This is a genomic window from Aeromonas sp. R1-2 (genome assembly GCF_040908505.1).
GTDB lineage: Bacteria > Pseudomonadota > Gammaproteobacteria > Enterobacterales > Aeromonadaceae > Aeromonas > Aeromonas veronii.
The window spans coordinates 19,494-34,785 of record NZ_JBFODU010000030.1; the positions used below are offsets into that span (position 1 = coordinate 19,494).

13 protein-coding genes are annotated in these 15,292 nt (G+C 58.9%); 9 read left to right on the forward strand and 4 right to left on the reverse strand.

The features are described 5' to 3' along the window. Positions 1-59: 59 nt before the first annotated feature. Together AB5Y76_RS12345 and AB5Y76_RS12350 are read left to right on the forward strand one after the other, a co-directional pair. The gene (locus AB5Y76_RS12345) at positions 60-959 is read left to right on the forward strand and encodes a hypothetical protein (protein ID WP_263718983.1); all 900 of its coding nucleotides are present in this window, start codon (positions 60-62) and stop codon (positions 957-959) included. A 233-nt stretch (positions 960-1,192) separates the two neighbouring features. Continuing rightward, complete coding sequence (locus tag AB5Y76_RS12350; RefSeq protein ID WP_263718985.1) at positions 1,193-1,957, forward strand: EAL domain-containing protein; 765 nt, start codon at positions 1,193-1,195, stop codon at positions 1,955-1,957. A gap of 118 nt (positions 1,958-2,075) precedes the next feature. On the opposite strand, the gene AB5Y76_RS12355 is transcribed toward AB5Y76_RS12350, so the two are convergent. Both AB5Y76_RS12355 and AB5Y76_RS12360 read right to left on the reverse strand, forming a co-directional pair. After that, positions 2,076-3,614, reverse strand: coding sequence for an ADP-ribosyltransferase (locus tag AB5Y76_RS12355; RefSeq protein ID WP_263718999.1), 1,539 nt, complete (start codon positions 3,612-3,614; stop codon positions 2,076-2,078). 223 nt (positions 3,615-3,837) lie between these two features. Continuing rightward, positions 3,838-5,076 (reverse strand): ADP-ribosyltransferase, encoded by a 1,239-nt coding sequence (locus tag AB5Y76_RS12360; RefSeq protein ID WP_318528173.1) that lies wholly within the window; start codon positions 5,074-5,076, stop codon positions 3,838-3,840. Between the two features lie 320 nt (positions 5,077-5,396). On the opposite strand from AB5Y76_RS12360, the gene AB5Y76_RS12365 reads away from it, so the two are divergent. Further along, positions 5,397-5,774 (forward strand): CesT family type III secretion system chaperone, encoded by a 378-nt coding sequence (locus AB5Y76_RS12365; RefSeq protein ID WP_021229260.1) that lies wholly within the window; start codon positions 5,397-5,399, stop codon positions 5,772-5,774. Between the two features lie 126 nt (positions 5,775-5,900). Further along, complete coding sequence (locus AB5Y76_RS12370; RefSeq protein WP_263719003.1) at positions 5,901-6,395, forward strand: DM13 domain-containing protein; 495 nt, start codon at positions 5,901-5,903, stop codon at positions 6,393-6,395. Between the two features lie 73 nt (positions 6,396-6,468). Here AB5Y76_RS12370 and AB5Y76_RS12375 read toward each other — a convergent pair whose 3' ends face one another. Further along, the gene (locus AB5Y76_RS12375; protein WP_263719005.1) at positions 6,469-8,733 is read right to left on the reverse strand and encodes a methyl-accepting chemotaxis protein; all 2,265 of its coding nucleotides are present in this window, start codon (positions 8,731-8,733) and stop codon (positions 6,469-6,471) included. 251 nt (positions 8,734-8,984) lie between these two features. Then, positions 8,985-9,989, reverse strand: coding sequence for a substrate-binding domain-containing protein (locus AB5Y76_RS12380; RefSeq protein ID WP_005355925.1), 1,005 nt, complete (start codon positions 9,987-9,989; stop codon positions 8,985-8,987). Positions 9,990-10,423: 434 nt separating this feature from the next. On the opposite strand from AB5Y76_RS12380, the gene AB5Y76_RS12385 reads away from it, so the two are divergent. The 5 genes from AB5Y76_RS12385 (at position 10,424) to AB5Y76_RS12405 (ending at position 15,288) form a co-directional block, all read left to right on the forward strand. After that, positions 10,424-11,545: a branched-chain amino acid ABC transporter substrate-binding protein gene (locus AB5Y76_RS12385; RefSeq protein WP_005339442.1), complete on the forward strand. Its 1,122-nt coding sequence runs from the start codon at positions 10,424-10,426 to the stop codon at positions 11,543-11,545. A gap of 66 nt (positions 11,546-11,611) precedes the next feature. Further along, positions 11,612-12,538 (forward strand): high-affinity branched-chain amino acid ABC transporter permease LivH, encoded by a 927-nt coding sequence (gene livH, locus AB5Y76_RS12390; RefSeq protein WP_005339439.1) that lies wholly within the window; start codon positions 11,612-11,614, stop codon positions 12,536-12,538. Then, entirely contained in the window at positions 12,538-13,806 is a 1,269-nt protein-coding gene (locus tag AB5Y76_RS12395) for a high-affinity branched-chain amino acid ABC transporter permease LivM (RefSeq protein WP_005355922.1), read from the forward strand. The genes livH and AB5Y76_RS12395 overlap by 1 nt, the downstream gene beginning before the upstream one ends. After that, positions 13,803-14,576 (forward strand): high-affinity branched-chain amino acid ABC transporter ATP-binding protein LivG, encoded by a 774-nt coding sequence (livG, locus tag AB5Y76_RS12400; RefSeq protein ID WP_151286466.1) that lies wholly within the window; start codon positions 13,803-13,805, stop codon positions 14,574-14,576. The genes AB5Y76_RS12395 and livG overlap by 4 nt, the downstream gene beginning before the upstream one ends. Positions 14,577-14,586: 10 nt before the next feature. Then, positions 14,587-15,288, forward strand: coding sequence for an ABC transporter ATP-binding protein (locus AB5Y76_RS12405; protein ID WP_263719010.1), 702 nt, complete (start codon positions 14,587-14,589; stop codon positions 15,286-15,288). Positions 15,289-15,292 lie beyond the last annotated feature (4 nt).

Here is a 15,292-nt window from a genome sequence, read left to right on the forward strand (position 1 = left end):
AAACGGCGCCGTAAGGCGCCGTTTTTATATAAACTAATCATCTTCAACAAGGAGTTAACATGAGTAAACAGGACTTATGGGAGCAGCCTATAAAATCTACTGGTGAAAATGGAATTTTCAAAAAACAGGATTGGATAAAAGAAGCAGATGGGAAAATAATTAGTGCCAAGCTTCTACGGAATTGCGCCAAAAACGCACAACTTAAATTCGAAAATCTCACAAGAGATAGTAATGGCAACATCATTAGAGCCAGCTCAAAAGAGACTTTTGAACTTCTTGATGAAAAAGCTGCGGCTAATAAGGCAAGTTTTTTATTACTTGGTTATGCAATTGAACTTCTGCTGAAGTCTAGTATTGTATCTTTGCTCATTTCAGCACCCAAAAAAATCCTTGATAAGAAGATGAAAAGTTATAGTCATGGGTTAATCAACATTACCAATGACTTAAGGCTAAGCTTATCTAGAGATGAGCGGTCGCTTTTAGTAGAGTTAGAAAAATTCATTGTTGAAGAAGCGAGGTATCCACTAAAGTCTTATTCGCCAGCGGAATATTGCGAAGACCTAAATAAAGTCAATCAGCGTTTCTCTGATCATAGTAAGTTTAATCTTGGGGTAGAACTATTTACTCGACTCAGAGCAGTCATGATGGATATAGATGGAACTCCGGGCGACCCCAAATTTTACAACCATATGGGAATGGAAGATAATGGATTTATTATTTTCCGAGCAGGAGGTTCATTACCAGCTGTAATTATAATAAAATTTTGTGATTCACAAATAAGAAATGGTTTGGATAATTTAAACCATGTAAGACGTCTTCTACTGAAAAAGAACGAACACGACATGACCATATATTCACGTTTAATGGAAAAAACATGGATGAATGCAATTTTCTTTGTCGTAGATGAAAAAAAGGGCTTAAAAAAAGTTGAATATGACTACGCTGGGACACCCACCTAGCGGGTAGGTTCGATTAGCCGTCAGGCGTAATCGGACGTTCGCGTAAATAGGTTCTATCGCCATAACGGCCAGCCGATTTCCCCCTACGGCTGGCCGCCCCTGAATCACGGCAACAACCGTAATCAAAGCCTCTCGATCGTCCGATTACGCTTCGCTAATCGAACCTACAGGGGGTAATGAGCTGTTATCATTTGAGACAGTGCCCAGCGCCGCCACGCCCCGAGAGGAATGTCATGGATATACCTGCCGCCCCCGCCCCGTCCATCTGCCAGCTGTGTCAGGAGAAAGCAGATCTCGACTTCGACTTCACCATGGCCTTTCAGCCCATCGTCGATTGCAGCCAGCGCACCATCTTCGGCTACGAGGCGCTGGTGCGAGGGCTCAACAACGAGCCGGCGCAGAGCGTGATTGCCCGGGTCAACGATGACAATCGCTACCGCTTCGACCAGCTGTGCCGGATCAAGGCCATCGCGCTGGCGGCACGGCTCGGTATGAAGGGGATGCTGAGCATCAACTTTCTGCCCAACGCGGTCTATCGCCCGGAGCGCTGCATTCGCACCACCCTGCAGGCGGCCCGCGACCACCACTTCCCCATCGCGCAGATCATGTTCGAGCTGACCGAGGTAGAGCAGGTGCAGGATAGCCAGCATCTTCGCGGTATCGTCGATCACTATCAGGCGCTCGGCTTCAAAACGGCGATCGATGACTTTGGCGCCGGTTACTCGGGCCTCAACCTGCTGGCCGATTTTCATCCCAACATCGTCAAGCTCGATATGCACCTGCTGCGCGGCATCGACCAGGACCCGACCCGGCAAGCCATAGTGCGTCACTGTCTGGCGCTGTTTGCAGAGTTGCAGATCACCCCGCTGGCGGAGGGGGTCGAGACCCGCGAAGAGAGGGCCTGCCTGCGGGAGATGGGCGTCAGCCTGATGCAGGGCTATCTGTTCGCCCGCCCCGGCTTTGAAAACCTGCCGGAAGTAGATTTCGCCAGCCTCTAAGCCAATCGGCCTGCCCTGCTCTCCTCATCCCATACCCGCCCTAATAAGAAAACGGACACCCGAGGGTGTCCGTTTTTATGTCATATCACCTCGCCCCGAGGGGTTGTGTGCTGACGGTTTACAGATAGCTCTCATCGACGCCGATATGAGCCAGCGCAGCCAGTTCGAGCGGCGTCAGCTGGCTGGCGGAGTCGATCATGGTCGGCTCGCCACGGGCGGACCCGGGCAGTTGCAGCCGCTCCTTGAGCGCATCGGTCAAGCTGCCCACCAGATTGCCCATGCGGGTCAGGCGGGAGACCAGCACAGCCTCAGGGCTGCTTTCGCTATCGGCAAAGCCGGAGACCTGAGCCACCGCGAAGTCACAGATAGCCCTGGCACGATCACCAAAATCCCCTTCCAGCTGTTGCAGCACCTGCCGTGCCTCGCTGTCGCCGAGACGCCCCAGCTCCGCCTGCATATGGCCGGTGTCAAAGCGCAGTCGCGCCCCGGCATCGAGCCGTTCCTCTCGCGGCTTGAGCGCGGTATGGTCCACCCACGCCTGCTCGGTCTGACCGGCAAACTGCATCAGGCCGCCCAGCACCAACCGCTGGTTGGGGCGCGCCGAGGCGAGACTGTCGAGGGCATGACCAAGGGAAGAGCCCTTGGCGTCGCTGCCGCTGGCCAGCGAGAGCGCCAGAGTACGCAGGGTTTGCAGATCGCCGCGGGTCTGCAACTTGGCCATGTGGGAACTGTTGATGGAGCCATCGGCAATGTGTTGATGCAGGGCGTTGAGATCGCTGCTGCTCAGGGTCACCTCGGTCGAGGTTTGATCCCGCAGCAGGTAGCTGGCCTGATAGCTGATAAGATCCAGCGCCAGCTTGTAGCCGGTGGCCGGGGTCTGCCGCGCCATGGCGACCTGTTCGCGAGCAGCCCCTTTGCTCTCACCGCTTTGGACGGGTGCCGCATCCGCAGTGGTGGTCGCACTTTGCGCCGGTTCGCCAGCGATTTCAGCCTTGACGGCCCGCTGCAGGTCGGCCACTTCACCCATAGCGGTGTGCAGCTGGCTCATCGCCTCCTGCAACAGTTCGGGAGTGGAGCTGGCGAGCAGCTCGGTCACCTTGCCCCCGACAGTGCCCCACTGCTGGAGCGGGATACCGGCGATGGGGCGGGCCAGCAGCCCGGCAGCCAACTCCCGGAGTTGCGGCTGCTCGGAGCCGACGACAACAGCCTGCAACGCGGTGCAGAGAGAGCGCAGTGGGCCGTTGCCGGTCGCCAGAGTGGCGTGCTCCTTGCCCAGTTGTTCGGCTGCGATGTTGTTCAATACGTCCGCCTTGGCAAAGCCACCCAGCGAGCTACCAAATGCAGCCTGCTTCATCAGGCGCTGAAGATCCTCGGGGGACGTGGCGGTTTGCGCCTTCGGCGCAGCGGCACTCTTGCCGCTCCCCAGCAGGTTGCCGATCCACTCTTTGATGGCCACAAACGGGCGGGCCAGTTGGGCCCCCAATCGCGAGAGCAGCCCCTGCCCTTTCTGCGGCTCGCTGCGGTTGCCCAGCAAGATCGCATCTTGTCCGGTAGCGACCTGACGCGCCTCCAGCTGGCCCATCCGGCCACCCCCTGTGGTTGCATCACTGTGGTGAGCGACGGCCTGTGTGCCGACGGTGTTTGCTTGAATCTGCATGATGATTGTCTTCTTGTGATGTTTCGCCGCCAGTCTAGGAGAGGCCATCAACAGGGACTATCGGGATTGGTCGCGATTTTTGTACTGAGCGCGGCGTGCTATCTCGCTGACCGAAAAGCTAAAAAAAGAGCCACCAACTTGCACTGAGCCCCAGCCCACTCCCGCCAGAATAAAAAACGGACACCCGAGGGAGTCCATTGGTATCAGTTCTCGTGCTATCTGGTCACGCCAGATCGAGGCCACGCATCTTCAGACGGATATTTACCTCTTGCGGCTTGTCGGCACCGCCCGACCCTCTTGCCAGATCCAACGCATCCAACAGCCCCTTGCTATGGCCGCTTTGTTCCCCCAACTTGGCCTCTTCCAGTACCCGCCTGGTGACTCCCCGCTCATCTTTGGCACTCAGCAACACCCGCATATCCGTCGCCTTGTTATAGAGGATCTCCTGCTCATCCCCTTCAACGGATATGTCGCTGACATCGATCCCCGAGCGGCCAAATACCGTGGAAATAGTGCCTGAACCACCAAAGCTGGTGGCCACCTTGGGATCCCGGGAGGTGGAAAAATAAGCGGTATCATGACCGACTTGCCCCTCTGCCACCCCGCTGAACGCATCGCCACCGTGGGTGCCGCGGAAGGTCTTGACCAACTGCTCGGCGGGAGTGCTTTTTTCAAAAGCAGCAGACATGCCCTGATCGATCAATGCTTGCCCTGCATCCAGCTGCTTTTCCTGACGCAGCGAGCGATTCAGGTGCTGGTACTCGCCATTGGTGTAGAGACCAAGCGCCATGACTTCAGCATCGCTGTAAAGACCGTGGGGCTGTTCACCCAGATATTGTTCAGCCTCCAGGCCAAATTGATTCTGCAAGCCCTCAGCCAGCACCTTGTCGGCAGGCTCACCTTTAACTTCGCTCTCGACGGCATAGCGTAATTGGGCAACCTCATGCATCAGGTCGTTCAATCCGGCTGCAACCTCACCGAGTTGCTCCTGCGTGGCGGAGCTCACCCATTCGCTGGCCTGCCTGCCCGTGGTTCCCCATTGCTGCAGAGCAATTCCGCCCAAATTCAGTTCAAGCAGGCGGGCTGCCTGATGAGTGGTTGCCTCGATTTTTGATCCATCGCGAATACCGCTCAGGGCAGTGACCAAGGAACGCAGAGCACCGTTGCCAGTCGCCAGCGTGGTGTGGTCCTTGCGCAGTTGTTCAGCATTGATACTTTTCAGCTCGCTTGTCTTGTCGAGCGCGCTCAAGGTATAGGGCAGTGCCTTTTGCAAAAAAAGACGTTTCTGATCCGCCATGGAGAGGTTTTCTGCTACCTGAGTCTTCGGCGCAGCGGCACTCTTTCCGCTCCCCAGCAGGTTGCCGATCCACTCTTTGATGGCCACAAACGGGCGGGCCAGTTGGGCCCCCAATCGCGAGAGCAGCCCCTGCCCTTTCTGCGGTTCGCTGCGGCTGCCCAGCAAGATCGCATCTTGTCCGGTGCGACCTGACGCGCCTCCAGCTGGCCCATCCGGCCAACCCCTGTGGTTGCATCACTGTAGTGAGCGACGGCCTGTGTGCCGACGGTGTTTGCTTGAATCTGCATGATGATTGTCTTCTTGTGATGTTTCGCCGTCAGTCTAGGAGAGGCCATCAACAGGGACTATCGGGATTGGTCGCGATTTTTGTACTGAGCGCGGTGCGCTATCTCGCTGACCGAAAAGCTAAAAAAAGAGAGCCACCATTAACAGTGCTGCTGGCGGTGACCTGCTCTAATGGCGCCATCATCAATCTGGAGCCATCAATGAACTCTCTTTATCACGCCGCCATCCACCAGCTGTTTCTCTCCCTCTCCCTGCCTGCGCCGCAACAGGAGGAGAGCGTCACCAGCCTGCAGATCGGCGAACTGACCTGTCACCTGACCGAACACCCGACCGACTATCTGCTGATGTTTACCCGCCTCGACGCGGCCACCAGTGCTCAGGCGGCCGCCCAGAACCTCTTCAGTCAGGACCCGTGCAAACCGGTACTGGGTTTCGATACCGAGAGCCTGACACCGGTACTGTGGAGTCGCCAGCCCTTGCAGCAACTGGATCGCACCCAGATCCACCACCAGCTGGAACAGCTGGTACACGCCGCCAGCGAGATCAACAAAGGCCAAGACGGCACCATCCGGCCTTGAGCCATTGGCCTGACCACACCCCAAGTCACCATAGATGGATAACGACACCTCTGCCCTGAGCAAACTGGGCAGCGGGCCCCCGGACTGGTATGGTTTTGCCATCAATTCATCAACGACCGAGATATCATGAAACGCAAAACCATGGCCCTGCTGCTGGGCACCCATCTGCTGGTCGCGGCGGCAGGCTTTGCCGCCGGTGTCTACACCCTGCCGATCCTGATCGCGCCACCCGCCCCTGATACCGAGCAGGTAGCGGCCAGCCAGCAGCAAGCGAGATTCCACGGCACCTTTCGCCGGGATCTGAAAGACAGCGATCGGCTGCACTGGGGGGAGGGCAAGGTGAGCATAGGGCCGGATGCCATCAGTCTGATGGGCAAGCTGGCACCCGGGCCGGACTACCAGCTCTACCTCTCCCCCGAGTTTGTCGAGACCGAAGCCGATTTTGCCCGCCTCAAGGATCAGATGGTGCGAGTCGGGCCGGTGAAGACCTTCGACAACTTTATCGTGCCGCTGCCCGCCACCATCGATCCGGCCCGCTACAGCAGCGTGATCGTCTGGTGTGAAACCTTCGGCCAGTTCATCACCGCCGCCCGTTATCAGGATCTGCGCCCGGAGCAGTAACCTCGCCCCAGACCCGCACCATGAAAAAGGGCTGACATCGCTGTCAGCCCTTTGGCTATCCGCCCCTTCGTCATTAACGCTCCGGCTTGGTCATCTCCCGCAGCAGCTGATCGATGCAGCCCACTACCTGCTCTGAGTTCTGCTCGATCTCGCGGTAGAGCGCCTCAGCCTCTTCATGCTTGTGCTGATTTTTCAGCTCGATAATCTGCTGGATCACCTGATGCAATCTGGCGTGCGGGGCGGCCATTGCCCTGAAGGCGGGTTGATCGCCGCAGCATGCCTGCCCTTCACTAAAGTACCAGTGGCCAAGGCGGCACTCCTTGTCACTGACCGCCTCGCTGCGCGACAGCCCCTCCTGCCCATCCAGATAGGATCGGACACGGGTCTTCCAGCCCATATGAGCGGCGCGGGCGCGACTCAGCACCATCCGTACGTTGGAACCATCCTGGAACTGCCCGGCCAGATCCCCCAGCTTGTCCACCAGAGTCGCCACATGGCTGGCGATATGGGCGGTATCCCGCGCCACCAGCGTGGTGGCCTGGGAGATCTCATGGACGCTGACGATATTGCGGGTGATCTCGTCGCTCACCGACGATTGCTCCTCCGAGGCAGCGGCGATCTGGGTGTTCATGTCGCGAATACTGTTGACCGCCCCCTTGATCCGGCCGAGAGCTTCTCCCGCCTGATTGGCCCGCTCCACCGACTCCCCCGCCCGCGAAACGCTGTGTTCGATCATGGTCACCGTGGTGCCCACCGCCCGTTGCAACTGCTCTATGGTGCCGCGGATCTCGGCGGTTGAGTGCTGGGTGCGCCCGGCCAGCGAGCGCACCTCGTCGGCCACCACCGCAAAACCGCGCCCCTGTTCGCCGGCCCGGGCCGCCTCGATAGCGGCGTTGAGGGCCAGCAGGTTGGTCTGCTCGGCGATGGACTGGATCACCGCCAGCACCGAGCCAATCTGCTCGCTGGCCTTGGCAACCTCTTTCACCGTGTTGCCCGCACTGGCGATCTCCTCGGCCAGCTGTTCGATCATGTTGACGCTCTGCTGCACTACCTCATCACCGGTGACCGCCTGATTGTCCGCTTCGTTGGCCGCTTCGGCCGCCTGTGCCGTGTTGTTGGCCACCTCGTGTACCGTGCTGGTCATCTCGGTCATGGCGGTGGCGAGCTGGGTGGTCTGCTCCTGCTGGCGCGTCATGCTGCCAAGGTTGCCGGCCGCACTGCGCGACAACCGCTCGCTCTCGCCAGCCAGTTCGCCCAGAGTGGCGGTGAGCTGGCTGATGGTGTCGCGGATCTTGGCAACAAATCCATTGAACGCCGACCCGAGGCGGCGGATCTCCTCCGGCCCTGCCACCGGCAGCTTGCTGCCGAGATCGCCGGAGCCATTGGCCAGCGCCTCCAGCGCCTTGACGCTGTCGAGCAGTGGTCGATTGATGCGATTGAGTGCAAACGCCATCACCATGGCAATCACCAGAGCCCCTACCAGAGAGATGATCGCCATCTGCCAGCCCTGACGAGCCAGATCGGCCACGACCAGACTGTGATCCCGGGTCAATTCGATGATACCGACTGCCTTGCCGGAGTAATCGCGCAGAGGCGCCGCCATCAACAGCAAATCACTCCCCTGCTGCGTCATATTGACGAAACGTTCCTCACCGGCCAGTACCGGCTGATACCACTCCATCACCTCACCAAGCCGGGATGTGCCAACCAGCGTCACCAGCTTGCCCTGCTCAAACAGATAGATGGCGAGCTGCACCTGCTTGTCCAGCAGTTGGCCAAACAGCTTTTCATCCAGGGCACGACCGAACTCCACCGAACCGACCGGCTGCCCGTTGAAAGTGACCGGCACGACCCCGCGCAAACCGGTACCAGCCACGCCAATCTCCAGTCCGCCAACGGCATGATGCTCGCGATTCACCTCAACCACAGTGGGGCGAATGGCAGAGAGGTCATCACCGTGTTTTTCAGGCTTGTGTACCCGATAGAGGGAAGTGGCTGGCGGCAGGTGGAACTGGAACTGCTCGATTCCCTGCGCCTTGATAGCGGGCCAGAGCGGATCAAACAGATTGGCGAGGGCCTGCCAATCCTTGTCGGCCACCGCCTTGGCTGCATCCGGCCGCTGGGCGATCAGAGTCGCCGCCAGCACGGTTTCATGGCTGGTGTTTTTGATCACCGCTTCCACATTCTGGAGCTGGCTACGCAGTGCAGCCTGCTCGGCCGCGAGCGCCCGCTGGCGATTTTCAAACAGATTAAAGGTAAGCAGCACCACGGCGAGCAATACGATGCCGCCGATTGCCAGCAGCGTGATCTGGTGACCCAGCTTGCGAGGGGGGAACATAAGACACCATCCTTGACAGTCATACCCAACCTACAGGATGGAACGGTTAAGTCGGGAGTCCATCAGAACTTAACCCTTTGTTGATATTGATCAAACGATTAACAAGCAAAATGCGAGGTGGGTCAAACGGGGGGAATATTCACTCACAAGGCCGAGATCGGCACTGCGAGCCACAGGTTGAAAGTAACCCGCCCATAAACAAAAACCCCCTCGTGACAGAGGGGGTTTTTCGTTTTGGCAACGGGTGCGGATTAACGCAACGGTTTGACCGAGCGACGGACGATCAGCTCGGGCTGTACCGTCATCGATTCCACTTCCAGCTCCTTGTTGCGGATCCGGCTGACCAGATGCTTCACCGCCAGCTGGCCCAGTTCGGCCTTCGGGTGGCGGATAGTGGTCAGCGGCGGGCTGGAGAAGCGCGCCATCTCCACATCGTCGTAGCCGATGATGGAGATATCGTCCGGCACCTTGACTCCCGCTTCCCAGGCAGCGCAAATAGCGCCGATCGCCATGGGATCGTCGAAGGCAAAGACCGCGGTCGGACGAGGCTGCAGGGCCAGGATGCGCTGCATGGCATCGAAGCCGCTCTGGCTCTCGTAGTCCCCTTCAAAGACCTGTTCATCTTTGAGGGTCAGACCGTGCTCGCCCAGCGCATCACGTACCCCGTCCAGTCGCTGCTGGGTGGTCGGCTTGGAGAGCTGGCCAGTGATGCAGACGATGTCGCGGTGCCCCAGCTCCAGCAGATGGCGTACGGCCATGCGGGCGCCGATGCGGGCGTTGTCGTTGATGACGTTGGCGAAATCACACTCCGTGCCCCAATCCAGTACCACCTGCGGCACGTTCTTGTGGATGCGCAGCATGTCGCGCAACGGGGTGTCGATATCGGTACCCAATACCAGCAGGCCATCCACCCGTTTTTCCATCAGCATTCTCAGGTAATGCTGTTGGCGAGGTGGCTGGTTTTCGGTGTTGCAGAGGATCAGGCTGTAGCCCTGTTCGAAGCAGTACGCTTCAACCCCTTGCACCACTTCTGCGAAGAAGGGGTTTACGCTGGTGGTCACCAGCATACCAATGGTCTTGGTCGAATTTATTTTAAGACTGCGCGCTACCGAGTTGGGCGCGTAGTTGAGTTCTGCCACCGCCTCAATCACTTTCTGGGTCGCGTCTTCGCTGACCCGCCGAGTGTGGTTGAGCACATGTGAGACGGTGGAGATGGATACGCCTGCGCGCGAGGCGACATCCTTGATAGTGGCCATCTCTGTCTCCTGACTGTCAAAGGCGGAACATTAGCAGATTTCCCGAATAAAGGCTTGGTTTTAACGAGCTCTGCCACGGAATTGTCAATGCCGGCTAATTTAGGCGCTCATTTTTGTTTGCGCAAATGGATTGTGGTCAAAATGGGAGCGCTGTCAGAGTAAAATATCGCCAGATTAATCCTCTGGCGTTTGTCAGAATCGCCTCTCGTTACCAAGATGTTAAGTCAAGAAATCAAAATTAAGCTCTAATTAGCGGAAAATAACAGGTCATTTATTTCAAAATCCGCCCACCCAACCCCCTCTGGTTAGTATCTTTAACAGCTTGTTATTGCCCCGTGAGGAATGATAGAACCATACCTATAGCCGGATGCACGGGATGTAGATCCGGAATGGCACACGGAAATGAAACAATCCACTGATTAAGGGACGAATCAATGCATAAGTTGAGCAAAATCACAGTTGGCGCAGCGGTTTCTTTGGCTCTGTTTGGATCGATCTCCATCGCTCACGCGGCAGACACCATCAAGATCGGTATCGCAGGCCCGGTCACCGGCCCAGTCGCCCAGTACGGGGACATGCAGTTCACCGGCGGCAAGATGGCGGTAGAGCAGATCAACAAGGCTGGCGGCATCAATGGCAAGCAGATCGAAGCGGTCGTCTATGACGATGCCTGCGATCCCAAACAGGCGGTGGCCGTTGCCAACAAGGTGGTGAACGACGGCGTCAAGTTCGTGGTCGGCCACCTCTGCTCCGACAACACCCTGCCCGCCTCCGACATCTATGAAGACGAGGGGATCCTGATGGTCACCCCTGCCTCCACCAACCCCAAGATCACCGAACGCGGTTACCAACTGACCCTGCGCACCATCGGCCTGGATAGCGATCAGGGCCCGACTGCCGCCAAGTACATCATCGAGCAGGTCAAACCCCAGCGCGTCGCCGTTATCCACGACAAGAAGCAGTACGGCGAAGGGATCGCCTCCAGCGTCAAAGCGGCGCTCGACAAGGCTGGCGTGAAAGTGGTGGCCTTTGAAGGGATCACCGCCGGTGACAAGGACTTCTCCGCCCTGATCGCCAAACTGCAGAAAGAGAACGTCGATTTCGTCTACTACGGCGGCTATCACCCGGAGCTAGGCCTGATCCTGCGTCAGGCTGGCGAGAAGGGGCTGAAAGCCAAGTTCATGGGCCCGGAAGGAGTGGGTAACAAGGATATCTCCGCCATCGGTGGCCCGGCTTCCGAAGGCCTGCTGGTGACCCTGCCGAACAAATACGATCTGGTGCCGGCCAACGCCCCGCTGGTGGCGGCGTTCAAGGCCAAGGGTCAGGACTCCTCCGGCCCGTTCGTCTGGACTACCTATGCCGCGGTGCAAACCCTGGCAGCCGGTATCGCCAAGGCGGGTGAAGATGACCCGGCCGCCGTTGCCGCCGCCATCAAGGCTGCGCCGATCGATACCGTGATGGGCCCCCTGACCTGGGCACCGAACGGTGACCTGAAAGGCTTCGAATTCGGTGTGTTCCAGTGGCACGCTGACGGTACTTCCAGCCAAGTCAAATAATCTGCCGATCGGGGGTGAGTACGCTCACCCCCTCCTCTCTTTGCGGGCAAGTACAGGGAACGCAGTATGTCCGAACACCTCCTCTATCTGGTTCAGCAACTGCTGAACGGATTAACCATAGGCAGCACCTATGCGTTGATCGCCATTGGCTACACCATGGTCTATGGCATCATCGGCATGATCAACTTCGCCCACGGCGAGGTGTACATGATCGGCTCCTATGTCGCGTTTATGGTGATGGCGGGGCTCATGATGATGGGCATCGACAGCACCTTTCTACTGCTGGGAGGCGCCTTCCTGGTCAGTATTATCATCACCGGCACCTATGGCTGGAGCATCGAGCGGGTCGCCTACCGGCCACTGCGCGGTGGCAACCGGCTGATCCCCCTTATCTCCGCCATCGGCATGTCGATCTTCCTGCAGAACATGATGCGGATGGCACAGGGCTCACGGGATATCGCCATGCCCAGCCTGATCTCAGGTGGCTGGACCCTGGGGGGTGAGGATGGTTTTCAGGCCAGCCTCTCCTATATGCAGCTGATTATCTTCGTGGTGACTTTCATCACCATGCTGGCGCTGACCCAGTTCATCGGCCGCTCCCGCATGGGCCGCGCCTGCCGCGCCTGTTCGGAAGATATCAAGATGGCCAACCTGCTGGGCATCGACACCCACGTAGTCATCTCCATCACCTTCGTGCTGGGGGCCGCGCTGGCTGCCGTCGCCGGGGTGCTGCTCGGCATGTATTACGGCGTCATCAACCCCTACCTCGGCTTTATGGCCGGTCTGAAGGCCTTCACTGCCGCTGTATTGGGCGGTATCGGCAGCATTCCGGGCGCCGTACTGGGCGGCCTGCTGCTCGGCGTGGTTGAAGCGCTCACCGCCGGTTATCTCAGCACCGAGTACAAGGATGTGATGGCGTTTGCCCTGCTCATTTTTGTGCTGCTCTTTATGCCGACCGGCATTCTGGGTCGTCCGGAAGTGGAGAAAGTGTGATGAAACATCAATTTATCCACGCCTGTATCGCCAGCCTGGTGCTGCTGGTGCTCTCTTTCTGGCTGCTCGGCTTCAAGCTGGAGACCGATGGCTCCAGCCTGCAGGTAGTGAGCCGCCTCGATGTGTCGCTGGCCTGGCTACTGGGGGGCGCCACCCTCGTTTTCTGGTTCCAGATGCTGCGCGGCCAGATCGCCAAGCTGTTTCAGGCCTCCATCAGCGGCTTCTCGGTCGGCTTTACCAAGCTGGTGCTGCCGAGCCCGGAAGAGGCGCCCAAGCTCTATAACCTCACCGCCGTGCTGGTGCTGCTGTTCGCGGTGAGCTGGCCCTTTATGGCTTCTCGCGGCGCCATCGATCTCGCCACCCTCACCCTGATTTACATCATGCTGGGGCTGGGGCTGAACGTGGTGGTCGGCCTCGCCGGTCTGCTCGATCTCGGCTATGTCGGCTTCTACGCGGTCGGCGCCTACAGCTATGCCCTGCTCAACACCTACTTCGGGCTGAGCTTCTGGGAGTGCCTGCCCATCGCCGGGCTGATGGCCGCTACCTTCGGCTTCCTGCTCGGTTTCCCGGTACTGCGGCTGCGGGGGGACTATCTGGCCATCGTCACCCTGGGTTTTGGTGAGATCATCCGCATCCTGCTCAACAACATGACCACCCTGACCGGCGGCCCGAACGGGATCTCCGGCATTCCCAAGCCGACGCTGGGGGGTCTGGAGTTCAACCGCACCGTCAAGGATGGGGGCTTTGATACCTTCCACAACTTCTTCGGCATTACCTACAACGCCAACCACAAGGTGATCTTTCTCTACCTGATGGCGCTGGTGCTGGTGGTGGTGACCCTGTTCGTCATCAACCGCCTGCTGCGGATGCCCCTTGGCCGCGCCTGGGAAGCGCTGCGGGAAGACGAGATCGCCTGCAAATCGCTGGGGCTCAACCCCACCATTATCAAGCTGACCGCCTTCACCATAGGCGCTACCTTCGCGGGCTTTGCCGGCAGCTTCTTTGCCTCCCGGCAGGGCTTTATCAGCCCGGAATCCTTCGTCTTTATCGAATCGGCCATCGTGCTGGCGATTGTGGTGCTGGGTGGCATGGGCTCGCAGATCGGGGTGGTGCTGGCTGCCATCGTGATGACGGTGCTGCCGGAGCTGGCCCGCGAATTCAACGAGTACCGCATGCTGATGTTCGGCCTCTTGATGGTGTTCATGATGATCTGGCGGCCACAGGGATTGCTGCCGATGACCCGTCCGCATCTGGAGTTGAAGAAATGAGTACACATCAGAAGTTAATGGAAGTCTCTGATTTGTCGATGCGCTTCGGGGGCCTGCTAGCCGTCAACGGGGTCAAACTGGATATCGACAAGGGCGAGGTGATCTCCATCATCGGCCCCAACGGCGCAGGCAAGACCACCATCTTCAACTGCCTGACCGGTTTCTACTGTCCGAGCGGCGGCACCATCCGCTACAAGGGTGAGGAGATCCAGGGGCTGCCCGGCCACCTCATCGCCCGCAAGGGGATTGTGCGTACCTTTCAGCATGTGCGGCTGTTCAAGGAGATGACGGCGGTGGAGAACCTGCTGGTTGCCCAGCACCAGCACCTCAACACCAGCTTTATCGCCGGTCTGTTCAAGACCCCGGCCTTTCGCCGTGCCGAGCAGGAGGGGCTGGAGCGGGCCGCCTTCTGGCTGGATAAAGTGGGCCTCAAGGATCTTGCCAACCGCGCCGCCGGTAATCTGGCCTACGGTCAGCAGCGCCGGCTCGAGATCGCCCGCTGCATGGCGACCCGTCCCGAGCTGCTGATGCTGGATGAACCGGCCGCTGGCCTCAACCCGAAGGAGACCGACGAGCTGGACGAGCTCATCATGAACCTGCGGGACGAGTTCGGGGTCTCGGTGCTGCTGATCGAGCACGATATGAAGCTGGTGATGGGCATCTCCAACCGCATCTTCGTGGTCAGCCAGGGCACCCCGCTGGCCCACGGCAAGCCGGATGAGATCCGCAACAACCCGGCAGTGATCAAGGCCTATCTGGGCGAGTCGTAAGGACAAAAAGATGTTAGAACTTCGCAACGTATCGACCCACTACGGCAAAATTCAGGCACTGCACGATGTCAGCGTCGAGGTGAAAGAGGGGGAAATCGTCACCCTGATCGGCGCCAACGGCGCAGGCAAGACCACCCTGCTGATGACACTCTGCGGCGAACCCAAGCCCAGCAGCGGCTCCATCTGGTTTGAGGGGGAACAGATCAGCTCCCTCACCACCGCCCGCATTATGCGCAAGGATATCGCCGTGGTGCCGGAGGGGCGCCGCATCTTCGCCCGCCTGACGGTGGAGGAGAACCTGCTGATGGGCGCCTTCTTCGTCGACAAGGCCGAGCAGCATGGCCTGCTGGATCAGGTGTTTACCCTGTTCCCGCGCCTGCACGAGCGGCTGGCACAGCGGGCAGGCACCATGTCCGGCGGCGAGCAGCAGATGCTGGCCATCGGCCGCGCCCTGATGAGCAAACCGCGCCTGCTGCTGCTGGATGAACCCTCGCTGGGGCTGGCCCCCATCGTCATCCAGCAGATCTTCGACACCATCGAACAGTTGCGGCAGAAGGGGATGACCATCTTTCTGGTGGAGCAGAACGCCAACCAGGCGCTCAAGCTGGCCGACCGCGGCTATGTGCTGGAGAACGGCCACGTGGTGCTGCAAGACACAGGAGCCGCCCTGCTGGCCAACCCGGCAGTGCGGCAGGCCTATCTGGGCGGTTAACCCA